Origin of the sequence: Streptomyces sp. SID14436 (genome assembly GCF_010548465.1) — a bacterium.
GTDB lineage: Bacteria > Actinomycetota > Actinomycetes > Streptomycetales > Streptomycetaceae > Streptomyces.
Genome location: NZ_JAAGMD010000808.1, coordinates 1 through 17,838 on the forward strand (window position 1 = coordinate 1; position 17,838 = coordinate 17,838).

Annotated in this window: 15 protein-coding genes and 1 pseudogene; 8 read left to right on the forward strand and 8 right to left on the reverse strand. The window is 72.4% G+C overall.

Going from position 1 to position 17,838, the window contains the following annotated elements; all coding sequences use genetic code 11:
* The first annotated feature begins 645 nt into the window (after positions 1-645).
* A complete protein-coding gene (locus G3I53_RS29605) occupies positions 646-1,368 on the forward strand; it encodes a helix-turn-helix transcriptional regulator (protein ID WP_164335655.1) in 723 nt (240 codons plus the stop codon).
* A gap of 332 nt (positions 1,369-1,700) precedes the next feature.
* Here G3I53_RS29605 and G3I53_RS29610 read toward each other — a convergent pair whose 3' ends face one another.
* On the reverse strand, positions 1,701-2,726 hold the full coding sequence (locus tag G3I53_RS29610; protein ID WP_164335349.1) for an ATP-dependent 6-phosphofructokinase: 1,026 nt from the start codon (positions 2,724-2,726) through the stop codon (positions 1,701-1,703).
* A gap of 239 nt (positions 2,727-2,965) precedes the next feature.
* Between G3I53_RS29610 and pta the strand changes: the two genes are divergently transcribed.
* From pta to pyk, 3 genes are all read left to right on the forward strand, one after another.
* Positions 2,966-5,062: a phosphate acetyltransferase gene (gene pta / locus G3I53_RS29615; protein WP_164335351.1), complete on the forward strand. Its 2,097-nt coding sequence runs from the start codon at positions 2,966-2,968 to the stop codon at positions 5,060-5,062.
* Between the two features lie 68 nt (positions 5,063-5,130).
* Positions 5,131-6,327 carry an acetate kinase gene (locus tag G3I53_RS29620; protein WP_343240712.1) on the forward strand — a complete coding sequence of 399 codons (1,197 nt, stop codon included), beginning with the start codon at positions 5,131-5,133 and terminating at the stop codon, positions 6,325-6,327.
* A gap of 73 nt (positions 6,328-6,400) precedes the next feature.
* Positions 6,401-7,828: a pyruvate kinase gene (pyk, locus tag G3I53_RS29625; protein ID WP_164335355.1), complete on the forward strand. Its 1,428-nt coding sequence runs from the start codon at positions 6,401-6,403 to the stop codon at positions 7,826-7,828.
* A gap of 90 nt (positions 7,829-7,918) precedes the next feature.
* Here pyk and G3I53_RS29630 read toward each other — a convergent pair whose 3' ends face one another.
* The 4 genes from G3I53_RS29630 to G3I53_RS29645 form a co-directional block, all read right to left on the reverse strand.
* Positions 7,919-9,274: a hypothetical protein gene (locus G3I53_RS29630; protein ID WP_164335357.1), complete on the reverse strand. Its 1,356-nt coding sequence runs from the start codon at positions 9,272-9,274 to the stop codon at positions 7,919-7,921.
* Complete coding sequence (locus G3I53_RS29635) at positions 9,264-9,833, reverse strand: DUF6114 domain-containing protein (protein ID WP_164335359.1); 570 nt, start codon at positions 9,831-9,833, stop codon at positions 9,264-9,266. The genes G3I53_RS29630 and G3I53_RS29635 overlap by 11 nt, the downstream gene beginning before the upstream one ends.
* A 116-nt stretch (positions 9,834-9,949) precedes the next feature.
* Positions 9,950-10,585, reverse strand: a complete 636-nt coding sequence (locus G3I53_RS29640; RefSeq protein WP_164335360.1) for a DUF6230 family protein — start codon at positions 10,583-10,585, stop codon at positions 9,950-9,952.
* 647 nt (positions 10,586-11,232) lie between these two features.
* A complete protein-coding gene (locus tag G3I53_RS29645) occupies positions 11,233-12,213 on the reverse strand; it encodes a tetratricopeptide repeat protein (protein ID WP_164335362.1) in 981 nt (326 codons plus the stop codon).
* Positions 12,214-12,475: 262 nt separating this feature from the next.
* Between G3I53_RS29645 and G3I53_RS29650 the strand changes: the two genes are divergently transcribed.
* Positions 12,476-13,099: a TetR/AcrR family transcriptional regulator gene (locus G3I53_RS29650; protein WP_164335364.1), complete on the forward strand. Its 624-nt coding sequence runs from the start codon at positions 12,476-12,478 to the stop codon at positions 13,097-13,099.
* Positions 13,100-13,191: 92 nt separating this feature from the next.
* On the opposite strand, the gene G3I53_RS29655 is transcribed toward G3I53_RS29650, so the two are convergent.
* Positions 13,192-14,892, reverse strand: a complete 1,701-nt coding sequence (locus G3I53_RS29655) for a methylmalonyl-CoA mutase family protein (protein ID WP_164335366.1) — start codon at positions 14,890-14,892, stop codon at positions 13,192-13,194.
* Between the two features lie 95 nt (positions 14,893-14,987).
* Between G3I53_RS29655 and G3I53_RS29660 the strand changes: the two genes are divergently transcribed.
* A complete protein-coding gene (locus G3I53_RS29660) occupies positions 14,988-15,329 on the forward strand; it encodes a DUF3817 domain-containing protein (protein WP_164335368.1) in 342 nt (113 codons plus the stop codon).
* Positions 15,330-15,351: 22 nt separating this feature from the next.
* Here G3I53_RS29660 and G3I53_RS29665 read toward each other — a convergent pair whose 3' ends face one another.
* Complete coding sequence (locus tag G3I53_RS29665) at positions 15,352-15,828, reverse strand: hypothetical protein (RefSeq protein WP_203592070.1); 477 nt, start codon at positions 15,826-15,828, stop codon at positions 15,352-15,354.
* Positions 15,829-15,984: 156 nt separating this feature from the next.
* Positions 15,985-16,494, reverse strand: coding sequence for a MarR family transcriptional regulator (locus G3I53_RS29670; protein WP_164335370.1), 510 nt, complete (start codon positions 16,492-16,494; stop codon positions 15,985-15,987).
* A gap of 164 nt (positions 16,495-16,658) precedes the next feature.
* Between G3I53_RS29670 and G3I53_RS29675 the strand changes: the two are divergent.
* A pseudogene (locus G3I53_RS29675) lies at positions 16,659-17,126 on the forward strand (hypothetical protein); the annotation flags it as partial.
* A gap of 47 nt (positions 17,127-17,173) precedes the next feature.
* Positions 17,174-17,812: a TetR/AcrR family transcriptional regulator gene (locus G3I53_RS29680; RefSeq protein WP_164335372.1), complete on the forward strand. Its 639-nt coding sequence runs from the start codon at positions 17,174-17,176 to the stop codon at positions 17,810-17,812.
* Positions 17,813-17,838 lie beyond the last annotated feature (26 nt).

A 17,838-nucleotide genomic window follows, 5' to 3' on the forward strand; every position in this document is an offset into this window, starting at 1 on the left:
CCGCCCCCAGTACGGCACGGTGGGCCGCCCGGAACTCCAGTACCGGTGGGTGACGGGCCGGCCCTGAGCCGTGCGGACGCCGCTCGCCCACCCGGCCCGGCGGGATCCGGCGCGCACCGCCCCCAGTACGGCACGGTGGGCCGCCCGGAACTCCAGTACCGGTGGGTGACGGGCCGGCCCTGAGCCGTGCGGACGCCGCTCGCCCACCCGGCGGGCGGACGCCGCTCGCCCACCCGGCCCGGCGGATCCCTGCGCGCAGGGCCGCCCCGGACGTCCCGTCGGCCCCCGGGGGGCGTACGGCTCCTCGGCGGGGGCGCGTCCCCGCCCGCGCACGCGGGGTGCGGTTTGCGCCGCCGGAAGTGGGGGCTCCGCCGGGGCCGGCGGGGGCGGTGATGCGGACGGACGTACGAGCGGCGGAGGGCGGTCGCACATCCGCGCGGGACCCCCGCGAGGGCGCCGGAGGTGCCGCCGACCGCGCATATGCCCGGTGAGCTTTCCGTCTGCCCGGCGGGCGGGCCGGAGGGCGGCCCGGCGCGAGCACCGCACCGAAGGGGTGACCCCCCGGTAGCCGTAGCTTCGCACAATGCGTGATCCTGGCCGAACCGACCGTAGTCACCGCGGCCGGGCGGGCCTAGCTTGTGGGCCGTGCCCCGATCTGCCGCCCGACCGAACCGCCCCCCGTCCCCCGATCCCCGCCGGACCCCGCCGTTCAACGCCGCCGCCGCCCGCCGGCTGCGGTCCGCGCTCGGCATGGGCGCCGACCACATCGCCCACACCCTGCGCGTCTCCTACGGCCTCCCCCACGTCACCCCGGACCTCGTGCTCGGCTGGGAGCGCGGCCTCGCCGCTCCGACCGGCACCGAACTCACCGCCCTGGCCGGGGTCCTGTGGTGCTCGCCGGGTGAGCTGATCGGGCGTCCGCGCACTCTGCGCGAGCACCGCATCGCCCGCGGGCTCGCGCCCGAGGACGTGGCGCGCGCCGTCGGGCACGAGATCCACGCCTACCTGCGGATGGAGGAGACGGGTCAGTGGCGCGGCAGCGAGCGGCAGGCCACCGCGCTCGCCGGTGTGCTCTCCCTGTCCCTGGCCGACTTCATCACCGTCACCGGGCGGGAGGCGAGGCTCGCGGAACTGCTGCGCAGCGCGGCGACGACGCGCTGGCAGGCGTACGTGCGGCCGGTGTCGAAGATCGCCCCGCTGGACCGGCGGCTGCTGGAGGGCGTGCTCCAGCGGCTGCACCGGGACTACCAGGGCCACATGGCCGCCACCCTCAGCTGGGGCGGCGGCAGCGGAGACGCCGGCGACGCGGGCCGCGACTTCCTGGACCGGATCGTCGAGCACTTCTGGACGGCCGTCGGGGACCGCTGAGCTGTGCCGGGCCGCCCCGGCAGCACGTCCACGTCCGCGAAGCCCTCGACGGCGATCCGCGCGCGGGGGCGCGGCAGGGTCAGCCCGGCGGTGCCCGGGCGGGCGTCGGCGGTGAGCGGATCGGCCGGCGCGACGCCCGCGGCGGCCGACGGGCCGTAGGTCTCCACGACCCGGGCGTTCACCGCCGCCCGTGACCGCTCGCGCCTGCCGACGTCCAGGGGTGCCGTGACGACGGTGGCCACCCCGCCCAGCGCCTTCCGCTCCCGGGCGGGCCGCGCCGGAAACGGGCGGGGGCGAGGGATCCTCGCCCCCCGGCGCGAGCCCGAGCCGCTCTAGAAGACCGACTCGGCCTCGTCCATGCGGTCCGTCGGGACCCGCTTCAGCTCGGTGACCGCCTCGGCCAGCGGCACCATCACGATGTCCGTGCCGCGCAGCGCCGTCATCCGCCCGAAGTCGCCCCGGTGCGCGGCCTCCACCGCGTGCCAGCCGAAGCGGGTCGCGAGCACCCGGTCGTACGCCGTCGGCACACCGCCGCGCTGGACGTGGCCGAGGATGACCGGCTTGGCCTCCTTGCCGAGGCGCCGCTCCAGCTCCCGCGCCAGGGCCGTGCCGATGCCCTGGAAACGCTCGTGGCCGAACTGGTCGATCTCGCCCTTGCCGTAGTCCATGGTGCCGTCGGCGGGGTGCGCGCCCTCGGCGACGCAGATCACGGCGAACTTCTTGCCGCGGGCGAAGCGCTCCTCCACCATCTTCACGATCTGGCCGGGGTCGAAGGCCCGCTCGGGCAGGCAGATGCCGTGGGCGCCGGCGGCCATGCCGGACTCCAGGGCGATCCACCCCGCGTGCCGGCCCATCACCTCGACGACCATGACGCGCTGGTGGGACTCGGCGGTGGTCTTCAGCCGGTCCATCGCCTCGGTGGCGACGCCCACGGCGGTGTCGAAGCCGAAGGTGCGGTCGGTGGAGGAGATGTCGTTGTCGATCGTCTTCGGCACGCCGACCACCGGCAGGCCCGCGTCCGACAGCATGCGCGCCGCGGTGAGCGTGCCCTCGCCGCCGATCGGGATCAGCGCGTCGATGCCGAAGTCACGGATCATGTCCGAGGCGTTCTCGCAGGCCTCGCGGAGCCGGTCACGCTGCAGGCGGGACGAGCCGAGGATGGTACCGCCGCGGGCCAGGATGCCGCTGACCGCGTTGAGGTCCAGAGTGCGGTACCGGCCGTCGAGCAGGCCGGCGTAGCCGTCCTCGAAACCGATGACCTCGTCGCCGTAGTTGTCGACGGCCCGGTGCACGACGGACCGGATCACTGCGTTCAGGCCCGGGCAGTCGCCGCCTGCGGTGAGAACTCCGATACGCATCGTGCTGTGTCTCCTGCTCGCTGTGGATAACCGGTGAGCCGGCTTCGATTGTTTCATGCCTTCCGCCGGACCCGTCCCCGCGTAGGGTCCCGCCCCGGGCCCGGACGGCTCGGGCGGGCGTCCGCTCCGGCGGCGAGGGTACGGTCGTGGAGGCTGCTCCGTGGCCGCTCACGCCGAGCGGACGCCCCGCCGGGCGGCCCCGGACCCACCGCCGAAACCCGACGGAACGGAGAGCGCGCGTGACCCGCAGCGTGTACGTGACCGGCATCGACCGCGGCGACGGCCGCCAGGTCGTCGAACTGGGAGTGATGGAACTCCTGACCCGGCAGGTCGACCGGGTCGGCGTCTTCCGTCCCCTCGTGCACGACGGGCCGGACCGCCTGTTCGAGCTGCTGCGGGCCCGCTACCGGCTGACCCAGGACCCGGCGACCGTCTACGGCATGGACTACCACGAGGCGTCGACGCTCCAGGCCGAACGCGGCACCGACGAGCTGGTGTCGACGCTCGTCGACCGGTTCCACCGGGTGGCCCGCGACTACGACGTGGTGCTGGTCCTCGGCACCGACTACGCCGACACCCAGTTCCCGGACGAACTGGCCCTGAACGCCCGGCTCGCCAACGAGTTCGGCGCCTCGGTCATCCCGGTCGTCGGCGGACGCCGGCAGACCGCGGAGTCGGTGCGCGCCGAGGCCCGCAACGCCTACCGCGCCTACGACACCCACGGCTGCGACGTGCTCGCCATGGTGGTCAACCGGGTGGCCCGCGAGGACCGGGGCGAGATCGCCGAGCGGCTCGCCAGCCGGCTGCCGGTGCCCTGCTACGTCGTCCCGGACGATCCCGCGCTGGCCGCGCCCACCGTCTCCCAGATCGCCCAGGCCCTGGGCGCCGAGGTGATCCTCGGCGACGACTCCGGGCTGTCCCGGGACGCCCTGCACTTCGTCTTCGGCGGCGCCATGCTGCCGAACCTGCTCGCCGCCCTGCTGCCCGGCAGCCTGGTCATCACCCCCGGCGACCGGGCCGACCTGGTGGTGGGGGCCCTGGCCGCGCACAGCGCCGGGACCCCGCCGATAGCGGGCGTCCTGCTCACCCTCGACGAGGTGCCGGACGACGCCATCCTCACCCTGGCCGGCCGCCTCGCGCCCGGCACCCCGGTGCTGTCGGTGCCCGGCAACAGCTTCCCCACCGCCGAGCAGCTGTTCTCCATGGAGGGGAAGCTGAACGCGGCCACCCCCCGCAAGGCGGAGACCGCGCTCGGCCTGTTCGAGCGGTACGCCGACACCGCGGAGCTGAGCAAGCGGGTCTCCGCGCCCAGCAGCGACCGGGTCACGCCGATGATGTTCGAGCACACGCTGCTCCAGCAGGCCCGCTCCGACCGGCGGCGGGTGGTCCTGCCCGAGGGCACCGAGGAGCGGGTGCTGCACGCGGCCGAGGTGCTGATGCGCCGCGGCGTGTGCGACCTGACCCTGCTCGGGCCGGTGGACCCCATCCGCAAGAAGGCCGCCGACCTGGGCATCGACCTCGGCGACGCCCAGCTGATCGACCCGTCCGTCTCCGAGCTGCGTGAGGCGTTCGCCGCCCGGTACGCGGCCCTGCGCGCGCACCGCGGCGTCACCGAGGAACTGGCCCACGACGTCGTCGCCGACGTGAACTACTTCGGCACCCTGATGGTGCAGGAGGGCCTGGCCGACGGCATGGTGTCCGGGTCCGTGCACTCCACCGCGGCGACCATCCGGCCCGCCTTCGAGATCATCAAGACCACCGCGGACGCGTCGATCGTCTCCTCGGTGTTCTTCATGTGCCTGGCCGACAAGGTACTGGTCTACGGCGACTGCGCGGTCAACCCGGACCCGGACGCGGAGCAGCTCGCCGACATCGCCGTGCAGTCGGCGGCCACGGCGGCCCGGTTCGGCGTGGAGCCGCGGATCGCGATGCTGTCCTACTCCACGGGCACCTCCGGCTCCGGCGCCGACGTGGACAAGGTGCGCCGGGCGACCGAGCTGGTCCGCTCCCGCCGGCCCGACCTCCGCATCGAGGGCCCGATCCAGTACGACGCGGCCGTGGAGCCGTCGGTGGCGGCCACCAAGCTGCCGGAGTCCGAGGTGGCCGGCCGGGCGAGCGTGCTGATCTTCCCCGACCTGAACACCGGCAACAACACCTACAAGGCGGTGCAGCGCTCGGCCGGCGCGATCGCCGTCGGCCCGGTGCTCCAGGGTCTGCGCAAGCCCGTCAACGACCTGTCCCGGGGCGCCCTCGTCCAGGACATCGTCAACACCGTCGCCATCACGGCGATCCAGGCCCAGTCCCCCTCCGAGACCGCAAAGGCGTCCCACCCGTGAGCCCGTCCCGCCCGTCGTCCGCCGCCGCCGTCCCGTCCGGCGCGCCGCACCCGGCCCCCTCCGCCCGGGTGCTCGTCCTCAACTCCGGCTCGTCGTCGGTGAAGTACCAGCTCCTCGACATGAGCGACAGCACCCGGCTGGCCACCGGCCTGATCGAGCGCATCGGCGAACGCACCTCCCTGGTCCGGCACGTGCCGCTCGCCGCGGGCGGCGCCGCCCGGGAGCGGACCGGCCCGGTGCGCGACCACGACGCCGCGCTGAAGGCGATGGCCGGGGAACTGGCCGAGGACGGGCTGGGCCTGGACTCCCCCGAACTGGCCGCGATCGGGCACCGGGTGGTGCACGGCGGGCTGCGCTTCACCGAGCCGACGCTCATCGACGACGCCGTGTGCGCCGAGATCGAGCGGCTCATACCGGTGGCCCCGCTGCACAACCCGGCCAACCTCACCGGCATCCGCACCGCCCGCGCGCTGCGCCCCGACCTGCCGCAGGTGGCCGTCTTCGACACCGCCTTCCACACCACGATGCCGGAGCCGGCGGCCCGCTACGCGATCGACGTGAAGACCGCCGACGAGCACCGGGTGCGCCGCTACGGCTTCCACGGCACCTCGCACGCGTACGTCTCCCGGGAGACGGCGCACCTGCTGGGGAAGGCGCCCGAAGAGGTGAACGTCATCGTGCTGCACCTGGGCAACGGGGCGTCCGCCTCGGCGGTGCGGGGCGGCCGGTGCGTCGACACCTCCATGGGGCTGACGCCCTTGGAGGGGCTGGTGATGGGTACGCGGTCCGGGGACATGGACCCGGCCGTCATCTTCCACTTGATGCGGGTCGGCGGAATGTCCGCGGACGAGATCGACACCCTCCTCAACAAGCGGAGCGGGCTGGTCGGTCTGTGCGGCGACAACGACATGCGGGAGATCCGGCGCCGGATCGACGAGGGCGACGAACAGGCGAAGCTGGCGTTCGACCTCTACATTCACCGGTTGAAGAAGTACATCGGTGCCTATTGCGCCGTTCTCGGACGGGTGGACGCGGTGGCCTTCACCGCCGGGGTCGGCGAGAACTCGGCCCCGGTGCGGGAGGCGGCCGTGGCGGGCCTGGAAGGGATGGGCCTTCAGGTCGACGGCGCGCGCAACGCGGTGCGCGGCGACGCGCCGCGGCTGATCTCGCCCGAGGGCGCGCGGGTCGCGGTCGCCGTGGTACCGACGGACGAGGAAATGGAGATCGCCACGCAGACCTACACGCTGGTCGGAAAGAACAATTGAGCGACGCCTTTCTCATTTGTATTTTCCGCCAGCCGGAATATTCCGGAGCGAAACAAACCGATAGGATCGCCCCATGCGCCGTTCGAAAATCGTCTGTACCCTCGGCCCCGCGGTCGACTCCCACGAGCAGCTCGTCGCCCTGATCGAAGCCGGCATGAACGTGGCCCGCTTCAACTTCAGCCACGGCAGCCACGCCGAGCACCAGGGCCGGTACGACCGGGTCCGTGCCGCCGCCAAGGAGACCGGCCGGGCCATCGGTGTGCTCGCCGACCTCCAGGGCCCCAAGATCCGCCTGGAGACCTTCGCCGAGGGCCCCGTGGAGCTGGTCCGCGGTGACGAGTTCACCATCACCACGGAGGACGTCCCGGGCGACCGGTCGATCTGCGGAACCACCTACAAGGGCCTGCCCGGCGACGTCACCAGCGGCGACCAGGTACTGATCAACGACGGCAACGTCGAGCTGAAGGTGCTGGACGTCGAGGGTTCCCGGGTGCGGACGACCGTCGTCGAGGGCGGCGTCATCTCCGACCACAAGGGCATCAACCTGCCCGGCGCGGCCGTCAACGTGCCCGCGCTGAGCGACAAGGACGTCGAGGACCTGCGGTTCGCGCTGCGGATGGGCTGCGACCTGGTCGCGCTGTCCTTCGTCCGGGACGCCAAGGACGTCGCCGACGTGCACCGCGTGATGGACGAGGAGGGCCGCCGGGTCCCCGTCATCGCCAAGGTGGAGAAGCCGCAGGCGGTGGAGAACATGGAGGACGTCGTGATGGCGTTCGACGGCGTCATGGTCGCCCGCGGCGACCTGGCCGTCGAGTACCCGCTCGAGAAGGTCCCCATGGTGCAGAAGCGCCTGATCGAGCTGTGCCGCCGCAACGCCAAGCCGGTGATCGTCGCCACCCAGATGATGGAGTCGATGATCACCAACTCCCGTCCGACCCGCGCCGAGGCCTCCGACGTGGCCAACGCGATCCTGGACGGCGCCGACGCGGTCATGCTGTCGGCCGAGTCGAGTGTCGGCGCCTACCCGGTCGAGACGGTGCGGACGATGTCGAAGATCGTCCAGGCGGCCGAGCAGGAGCTGCTCTCCAAGGGCCTGCAGCCGCTGGTGCCGGGCAAGAAGCCGCGCACCCAGGGCGGATCGGTCGCCCGTGCGGCCTGCGAGATCGCGGACTTCCTCGGCGGCAAGGGCCTGGTGGCCTTCACCCAGTCCGGCGACACGGCCCGCCGCCTGTGCCGCTACCGGGTCGCCCAGCCGATCCTGGCGTTCACCACCGACGAGTCCACCCGCAACCAGCTGACGCTCAGCTGGGGCGTGGAGCCGCACGTCGTGCCGTTCGTGAACAGCACCGACGAGATGGTCGACCTGGTGGACCAGCAGCTGGTCGAGCTGAACCGCTTCGGTGAGGGCGACGTCGTGATCATCACGGCGGGCTCGCCCCCCGGTGTCCCCGGCACCACCAACATGGTCCGCGTGCACCACCTGGGCGGCACGAACGCCTGACCGGCCGTACGACGGCATCGAGGGCGCCCCCTGCGGACAGGGGGCGCCCTCGGCGCGTGTGCGGGGTCCGCGGCCGGTCCCGGTGGGGGCCTAGTCCACGAACTGGTGCAGCCCGGGCACGTGCAGGGTCCCGCCGAACTGGCCGGCCTGCTGCACCGTCACGTCGGTGAAGTAGATCAGCGGGATGTTCAGCGGCGGCGGGTTCTCCGGGTCGAAGGTGATCGGTATCAGCCCCAGCAGCTTGCCGGAGATGCTCTCCGTGTACATCACGGTGTCGCCGTCGCGGATGGTCGACGTCGACCCCTTGGCCGCCTGCACGTGGTAGGTCTTGCCGGACTGCTTGTCCTTGACCGTCTGATGCAGGTCACCGATGTCCGTGCCGTTGGACACGACGTACTTCAGGACCTTCTTGGTGGTGCCGTTGGCGGTCCGCACCTGGACGATGCCCTTGTAGTCGGCGCCCTTGAGCAGCAGCGAGCTGGCGTTCAGGAACCAGGGGTCGTCGGGCAGCGGGACCTTGTTGTCGACGCCGCCCTCGGCGTCGGTGGCGACCGGGCAGTCCTCGAGATCGGTCGTGGACGTCTCGGACGGGCTGGGCGAGGGGGTGGCGCTGGCCTCCGGCGTCGGGGTCTCCTCCGCCTCCGGCCCGGCCGCCTCCTCGGCCGCCTTCCCGGCGGCCTCGCCGGCGTCCTCGGCCGCCCCGGCGGCCTTCTCCGCCGCCTTCTCGGGGGCCGTCGGCTTCTCGGTGGCCTTCTCGGCCGTCTTCTCCCCGGCGGCGGCCGGGTCGTCGGCCGCCGTGCCGTCGGCGGACGGCGAGGGGCTCGCCTCGGCCGCCTTGTCCTTCGGCGTGAAGACGTCCTTGATGGCGTCGCCGATCTGCTCCAGGACGTTGCGGTCGGTCTCCGAGGGGGAGGGCGCGGGTTCGGCCGGCTTCGCGGTGTCCTCGGCACTCCTGGACGGGGCGGGTGCGGGCTCGGCCTTGTCGTCGGAACCTGAATCCGGCGAAGAGGCCCGGCCCTTCTGCGCGTCCGCGTCGGCGCCCTTGTCGTTCCCGCCGGAGGCCGGCGTGCCGGGCTCCGCGGAGTCCTTGCCGGGCGAGGCGGTCTCGCTCGCCGAGGGGGACGGCGTGGGCGAGGCGGAGGAGTCCTTCTCGTCCTGGTCCTTGTCCTTGTCGCCCTTCTCGGCCTCCTCCAGGGCCGCCAGACAGTCCTTGAACTCGTCGGCGGTCAGGCTCCTGGACGTCGGCTGGTCGTCGGCCTGTGCGAGCGTGGGCGTGAACCCCATCCCCATGAGGACGGCGGTCGGCATCGCCGCGATGGCTATCGCCTTGCCCGCCGGCATGTGGAACCGGGTGAACAGCGGCTTCTTGGGTGCCGCGTGCCGCGGCCCGGTTCTCGCACGGGACGTCTCCGCCTCAGTCCCGCGGGTCACCTCGTCAGCCGGCACTGTGCCTCCCGTTCGCCCCATTCCCCGGGCTCGTTCCTGACAGATCATTCGGCTCGTCCACCGCGGCGGGACCCTCGACCGGCGGCAGCGCCGTGGTCTCGGCCTCCGCACCCTCAGGGGTGCCGCCCGCGCTCCCGGTGTCGGCCGGCGGCTGCTCCGCGGGCGGGACACCCGGCGCCCAGGCCACGGCCATCGCGCCGCCGACGAGGGCGAGCAGGAAGCCGATGAGGAAGCCGCCGAAGTTGGACACGGGGATCGACACGAGCCCCAGGAGGATCGCCGCGACACCCGCGAAGACCCGGACGTGCTTCTGGAACCAGAGGCTGACGCCGAGAACGACGAGCAGCACGCCGATGATCAGCGACCCGGCGCCGGCCGTGGTCGCCATGGCCAGCGTCAGGTGCCCGAGCTGGAGGTTCGCGTACGGGAAGTAGGCGATGGGGAGTCCGCCGAGCATGACGAACAGCCCGGCCCAGAACGGCCGCTGGCCCCGCCAGGCGCGGAACTGCAGCCTTCGGCGGGTGAACTGGCCGGTGGCGGCAGGAGTCTCGGCGCTCATGGAAAACAGCTCCCTGGTACGGCTTTGCTGTGGTGGTGATGTGCGCCGCGTGTGACGGCGCGGCGGGAAGGGGACGGGCGGGGGCGCCACCGGCTCCCCCGCCCGTCAGAGAGTGCTTAGTAGCACTCCTTGACACCCGTCGAGAGCGACATCTTCAGGCCGCTGAGCTTGAAGGTTCCGGCGGTGGTCGCCCACGCCGTCTGCTTCACGTCCTTCAGGACGGCCTTGTCGGCCTGCTGGGCGAACCCGTAGGGGTTGGCCTGCTCGTTGCCGCCCTTCATGCCCGGACCCTTGCTGGCGTCCTTGGCGGCCACACCGATGTCGATGTTCGTGAACGTGGCATCGGCGTTCAGGTCGGCGACGTCGATGTACAGGTTCTCGGCCTCGACCGGCTGAGCACCGTCGCCGGCACGCAGGATCAGGCTGACGTTCCCGAGCACCGGAATGTTCGGGGTGACGACGGACTGGCACAGGCTCTTGATGGTCGCGGACTTGAACGCCGAGACCGCGACGGGGTGAACCGTCTTCTTGCCGGTGAGGGTGTACCCCTCGTCAAGGGCGCCGTACTGCGAGAAGCCCGTGCCGACGAGCTCCTTCGTGGTGACCTTGAACGACTGGCCGGACACGCTGAACGACGCGGCGAGAGCGCCCTGCGCGAGGGCGACACCTATCGCTGCCGTGGCGGCGACGCTGGGCACCATGACCACAGCGAACCGCTTCCATCTGGTCCCGCCACGCACCTGGGACTCCATATTTCCTCCTTCTCGGACGTACATCTCCTGTCCTGACGCGCCGCCAGTCGGCGGGCCGGCCGGACAGGGATGGGAGAAGTGCTACGTCCTCGGGAAGGAGAGCGCCCGCACTCGGCGGCGCACTTGGCGCCCGAATCACCGGCGATCACCCCCGAGCGACAACCACTGGTCGCGCCTGACACGCATCACGCACAACCTGCTGGACAGGCTTCGCCGAGGGCGAAGACCCCCCTGTCCAAGAGCCGGTGACGACGGCCGCCGGCCCTGCTCGGTGGGGACCCAGGACGTCCCGCGGCCCAACCGGATGTCGGGGTGCGGTCAAGGGACCGAGCGTCGCCGATCGTGGTGCATTCTCGCCGCCCGCACAAGGGGGTTCGTTACTCGCTAGTAACGGCCGGATAACCGTGGGACGACCCAGCGGCCTCGTCCGGCGACGCTGGGTGTCCTGAGGGGGGCGTACAAAACTATTGATCAATGGACAGAAACCGACAGACCAGCGCCCGCGACTTACTCGCAGTAACAGCTGCCGCGATTGCCAAGTTTTGGCAAAGCGCGGTCGCACGGGCCTCCGTCGGCCACACCTTCACTCGGGCACCACGGGCCCGGAACCGGGCATTTCATCCACCCGGCCCGGGTGCCCGGACCGCTCAGAACAGAGCGCGCGCGAGTGCCCTGCGGGCGGCGACCACCCGCGGGTCGTCCGCGCCGACGACCTCGAACAGCTCCAGCAGGCGCACCCGCGCCGACTCCCGCTCGTCGCCCGCCGTGCGGCGCACCGTCTCGATCAGGCGGCCGAAGGCGTCCTCGACGTGGCCGCCCACGAGGTCCAGGTCGGCCGCGGTGATCTGCGCCTGCGCGTCCCCCGGCTTCTCGGCCGCCTCGGCGCGCACCCGCTGCGGGTCCAGCCCCTGCACGCGCTGGAGCAACTCGGCCTGCGCGAGACCCAGCTTGGCCTCGGGGTTGCCCGGGTCCTCGGCGAGCACGTTCTTGTACGCCTGGACGGCACCGCCGAGGTCACCGGAGTCCAGCGCCTGCACGGCGGCCTCCAGGAGGGCGTCGTACGGCCCCGCGGGCACCTCCGACGCGGCCGCCGGGGCGGCACCGCCCGGCTCGGCCTCGGGGTCGACGGTGAGGCCGGTCAGGCCGAAGCGCTGCTCGGCGACCTGCACCAGCTGGTCCAGGGTCTGGCGGATCTGGGCCTCGCCGGCCGCCCCCTGGAAGAGCGGCAGGGCCTGGCCGGCCACCACCGCGAAGACCGCGGGGATGCCCTGGATGCCGAACTGCTGCATCAGCATCTGGTTGGCGTCGACGTCGATCTTGGCGAGGAGGAAGCGGCCGTCGTACTCGACGGCGAGCCGCTCCAGGACGGGGCTGAGCTGCTTGCAGGGCTCACACCACTCGGCCCAGAAGTCGATGACGACCGGGACCTCGGTGGACCGCTGCAGGACGTCCCGTTCGAACCCGGCCTCGTCGACGTCGATGACGAGATCGGCCGGGGAGACGGCACCTCCGCCGCCCTGCCGGGCCGCTTCGGCACGCGCCTGCTCCGCCTTCGCCTTGGCCTCCTGGGCCGCCTTCACCGCGGCGAGGTCGACGACCCCGCTCATGGACATGTTCCGTGGCTGCATGCGTCTATCCTCCCCCGTACCACGCGTGCGTGTGAAAAACGCCGGGAAAGCCAGGCGTACGTGTGCTGTTGGGCACCGGGTCCCCACCCCGCGCCCGGTCGGGCCCGTGCGGGCCCCGGGTGGTCGTCGCTCGGGCACGCCGGTCGGAGCGTGCTTTCGCTACGGGTCGTAGCGTAACGGTAGGAGGGCCGTCGGGAGTACCCCCGCGCGGTGATCTCTCTCACGGGGCGCACGGAACCGGCCGGTGGCTAAGGTCGTGCCCATGCAGAGCCGCACCCCCGCCAGCCGCACCGGGCGTCCGCGCAGCGCCGACGCGGATGCCGCGATCCTGGCCGCCACCCGCGAGGCACTGGTGGAGCTCGGCTGGTCCCGGCTCACCCTGGGGGACGTCGCGGCCCGCGCCGGGGTCGCCAAGACCACCCTCTACCGCCGCTGGGCGGGCAAGAACGAACTGGTCGTGGACGCGGTCGCGGAACTCTTCGACGAGCTGTGCCTGCCCGACCGCGGTTCGCTGGCCGCCGACATAGAGGGCGTGGTGCGCCAGTTCGCCGCGATCCTGGCCCGGCCGGAGGCCCGCAGCGGGCTCATGGCGGTGGTCGCCGAGGCAACCCGCGACGAGGCGCTGCGCGAGCGCATCCGCACCTCCATCGTGGACCGGCAGAAGCGCCTGGTCCGCACCGGGCGGACGCGGGCCCAGGCGCGGGGCGAGCTGCCGCCGGAGACGGACCCGGCGCAGGCCGCCCGCACGGTGGACCTGATCTTCGACATGGTGGCCGGCGCCGTGGTGCACCGGACGCTGGTCAGCGCCCAGCCCGCCGACGGGGAGTGGGTGCGCTCCTTCACCCGCGTCCTGCTGTCGGGCCTGGCCGCCGCCCCGGCGGCGTAGCCGCCCGCGCCTGCGGGCCGGCCCTGAAGCCGGAGGGCTGCCGGTCCTGGAAGCCGGGGCCTGCCAGCCCTGGAAGCCGGGGCCTGCCGGTCCTAGAAACCGGGGGGCTCGGTGTAGACGCCCCACTCCTCCCGCAGCACCCCGCAGATCTCGCCCAGAGTGGCCTCGGCCCGTACGGCGTCCAGCATCGGCTCGATCATGTTGGCGCCGGAGCGTGCCGCCGCCACCATCGCGTCCAGCGCCGAACGCACCGCCGCGTCGTCGCGCGCCGCCCTGCGCTCGCCCAGGACGCGCACCTGCTCGCGCTCCACCTCGTGGCTGACCCGCAGGATCTCCAGGTCGCCGGTGACGGACCCGGTGTGCACGTTGACCCCGACGACCCGCTTCTCGCCCTTCTCCAGGGCCTGCTGGTAGCGGAACGCGGACTCGGCGATCTCGCCGGTGAACCAGCCGTCCTCGATGCCGCGCAGGATGCCCGAGGTGACCGGCCCGATCGGGTGCTGCCCGTCCGGGTGGGCCCGCAGGCCGCGCTCCTTGATCTGCTCGAAGATCCGCTCCGCGTCGGCCTCGATGCGGTCGGTGAGCTGCTCGACGTACCAGGAGCCGCCCAGGGGGTCGGCGACGTTGGCGACGCCGGTCTCCTCCATCAGCACCTGCTGGGTGCGCAGGGCGATCTCGGCGGCCTGCTCGCTGGGCAGGGCGAGGGTCTCGTCCAGGGCGTTGGTGTGCAGCGAGTTGGTGCCGCCCAGCACGGCGGCCAGCGCCTCCACGGCGGTGCGCACGACGTTGTTGTACGGCTGCTGGGCGGTGAGCGAGACACCGGCCGTCTGGGTGTGGAAGCGCAGCCACTGCGCCTTCTCGCTCCGCGCGCCGTACACGTCCCGCATCCAGCGCGCCCAGATGCGCCGGGCGGCGCGGAACTTGGCGATCTCCTCGAAGAAGTCGACGTGCGCGTCGAAGAAGAACGACAGCCCCGGCGCGAAGACGTCGACGTCCAGCCCGCGGCTGAGCCCCAGCTCCACGTACCCGAAGCCGTCCGCGAGCGTGTAGGCGAGCTCCTGCGCGGCCGTCGCACCGGCCTCGCGGATGTGGTAACCGGACACGGAGAGCGGCTTGTAGGCGGGGATGCCGGCCGCGCAGTGCTCCATCAGGTCGCCGATCAGCCGCAGATGCGGCTCCGGCTGGAACAGCCACTCCTTCTGCGCGATGTACTCCTTGAAGATGTCCGTCTGGAGCGTGCCGTTGAGCACGGCGGGGTCCACGCCCTGCCGTTCGGCGGCCACGAGGTACATGCAGAAGACGGGCACGGCGGGCCCGCTGATGGTCATGGACGTCGTCACGTCGCCGAGCGGGATGTCCCGGAACAGCACCTCCATGTCGGCCGCCGAGTCGATCGCCACCCCGCAGTGCCCGACCTCGCCCAGGGAGCGCGGGTCGTCGGAGTCCCGCCCCATGAGGGTCGGCATGTCGAAGGCGACGGACAGCCCTCCCCCGCCGTTGCGGAGGATCGTCCGGTACCGCTCGTTGGTCTGCTCCGCGTTCCCGAACCCGGCGAACTGCCGGATCGTCCAGGTCCGCCCCCGGTAACCGGTCGGATACAGCCCCCGGGTGAACGGGTACTCCCCCGGCCACCCGATCCGCTCGAACCCCTCGTAGGTGTCGCCCGGCCGCGGCCCGTACACCGGCTCCACCGGATCCCCGGAGAGCGTGGTGAAGTCGGCCTCCCGCTTCCGCGCACTGTCGTACCGGGCCTGCCAGCGCCGGCGGCCCTCTTCGATGGCGTGAGCGTCCATACCATCGAAGTTACTTGGACGTCCTAGTAAAGGACAGCAGTGCACGCCAGGACGGGTGTACGGAGGCCGGCACCGCACCGGCTACCCTCGGGGCCATGAAGAAGAGCGTCCTGACCCGCTACCGGGTGATGGCCTACATCACCGCCGTCCTTCTGGTCCTGCTGACCGTGGGCGTGATCGGCAAGCGTCTGCTGGGCATGAGCGGCTTCGACGGCTTCGTCACCGTGGTCGGGATCGCTCACGGCTGGCTGTACGTGCTGTACCTGATCTTCGCCTTCGACCTCGGCAACAAGATGAAGATGCCGGTGGGGCGCCAGCTGTGGGTGCTGCTCGCCGGCACCGTCCCCACGGCGGCCTTCTTCGTCGAGCGGCGCGTGACCCGCGAGGCGGAGCCGCTGATCGCCAAGGACGCCGACGCCACTCCCGCGACGGCCTGACGTCCGCCTCCGCGGCACCGCGTCACTTGGTGATGTAGTGGCACTGCGTGGTCCGCAGCGTGCCGTTGATGTGGAGCTTCGCGCACGCCTTTCCGTACGAGGGCAGGGTCCGCGCCCCGGCCCGCCGCAGCGGGGCACCGTCGCACTCGGCGTGCGTGGCTCCGCGTGAGGTGCGGTACGTCCTGCCGTGGGTGTCGGCGTAGGCGAAGTCGATCCGCCAGTTGCAGAACCGGGAGAAGGTCGCCGCGACGCCGATGCAGTCGACGCCCGCGAGCTGGCTGGTGATCCGTTTCCCGGAGCCGGAGATCGCATGGGTCAGGAAGCAGCCGACGGGCACCGTCACCGTGGCTCCCCGCACCTGGTACGAGAACGTGCCGATCGCGCTGGACCCGGTGGCGCCGGCATGAGCCGCACCCGCCGTCCCCATGGTCGCCAGGGCGCAGAGCGCGAGCACGGTGACGGAGGCGGACAGGCGACGGACGGTACGGCGCACACGCATGCGGGGGCTCCCTGACGATCGGCGTGGAGGCCGGCCTTCCGCTTGAAGGCCGGCCGCCAGGATCCCAGCGGGGGACGAGTGCCCGAGCGTTTCTGCAGCTGGCGAGCGCCAGAACCCACCGTCAGGGAGTAGGCGGCGTCCCCGGTTGACGCGATCTCAGTCGCCCTCGAAGTCCCCCGCCGCCAGCCGCAGGGGCCGGAGGATGGCGAAGAGTTCGGTGCACTCCTCGGCGTCGTAGGCGCTGAGGCCGAATTCCATGGCCATCAGGTCGCGGGTGGCGGACTCGACGACCTCGCGGCCCTTGTCGGTGATGGCCGCCAGGGTGCCGCGGCCGTCGTTGGGGTTGGGGCGCTTGGCGACCAGGCCCGAGCGGACCAGGCGGTCCACGGTGTTCGTCACGGACGTGGGGTGCACCATCAGCCGCTCGCCGATCTTGGACATCGGCAGCTCACCCGACTTGGAGAAGGTGAGCAGCACCAGCGCCTCGTAGCGCGCGAAGGTGAGCCCGTAGGGCTTGACCACCGCGTCGACCTCGGCCAGCAGGATCTGGTGCGCGCGCATGATCGACGTGATCGCGGCCATGGACGGCACGTTTCCCCAGCGCTGCTTCCAGAGTTCGTCGGCGCGCGCGATGGGATCGAACGAGAGACTGAGCGGCTTCGGCACGGTCCAGACCCTACCGGCCGGTCATATGCTGGTCAGCTCCGTCTCGCCGTTCGGTCACCCCCGTCCTGACTTCCGATGCTTGAGCGATCGCTCAAAACCCGGTACCTTCCGTCGCACCGCGTTTGAGCAGTCGCTCAAAAGAACCGGCCGACCTGGGGGTCAGCATGGGGCTGTACGTCGAGACACGCGTGAGGGCCGGACTGGAGACGCTCTGGGAGCGGGCGCAGGAGCCGGACCGGCACCAGCGGTGGGACCTGCGGTTCACCGAGATCACCCACCTGCCGCGCGCCGACGGCGAGCCGCAGCGGTTCCGGTACGCCACGCGCGTGCTGCCGTTCCTCACCGTCTTCGGGACCGGCGTCGCGGCGGGCGAGCGGGAGCACCCGGACGGCACCCGCACCTCCGCCCCGCGGTTCTCCTCCGCCCACCCGCTCTCGCTGCTCGCGGAGGGCAGCGGCTACTGGCGCTACGTCCCCGACGGCGACGGCGTGCGCTTCCTCACCGGCTACGACTACCGGCCCCGCTGGGGACGCTTCGGCGCCCTCGCCGACCGGCTGGTGCTGCGCCCCCTGATGGGCTGGGCGACGGCCTGGTCCTTCGACCGGCCGCGGCTCCGGCTGGAGGACGGTGTCACACGGGTGCGGCCCGGTCTGCGCCCGGTCCGGGAGGAGCGGCGCGCATGAGTGCGGCCCGGGACACCAAGGCGAAGCTGCTGGACGGCGCCCTGCGCACGCTGGCCGAGCAGGGCATCACGAAGGTGTCGGCCCGTACGGTCGCGGCGGCGGCGGGGGTCAACCAGGCGCTGGTCTTCTACCACTTCGGGACGGTGGACGAGCTGCTGTCCGCGGCCTGCCGGCACGCCACCGAGCAGCGGATCGCCCGCTACGGCCCCCGGCTCGCGGGCATCGGCTCCCTCTCGGAGCTGCTGGCCTTCGGGCGCGCGATGCACGAGGAGGAGCGGGCCGCCGGTCATGTGGCCGTGCTCGGGCAGCTGCTCGCCGGGGCGCAGACGCAGGACACGCTCGCGGCGGCGACCGCGGCGGGCCTGGACCTGTGGATCGCGGAGATCGAGAGGGTGCTGGCGCGGGTGCTCCCGGCCACCCCGTTCGGCGAGTTCACCGACGTCCGCGGGCTCTCCCGGGCGGTGGCGGCGTCCTTCGTGGGCATCGAGCTGTACGAGGGGGTCGATCCGGCCGGGGCGGGGGCGGCGCTGGACGCCCTGGAGCAGCTGGGCGCGCTCGTCGCCGCGCTCGAGGACCTCGGCCCGGTCGCCCAGCGGGCGGTGCGGCACCACCTGCGCAGGGCGGGACGCCGCTGAAGCGTCGGCCGAGCGTCCCGGGCGGC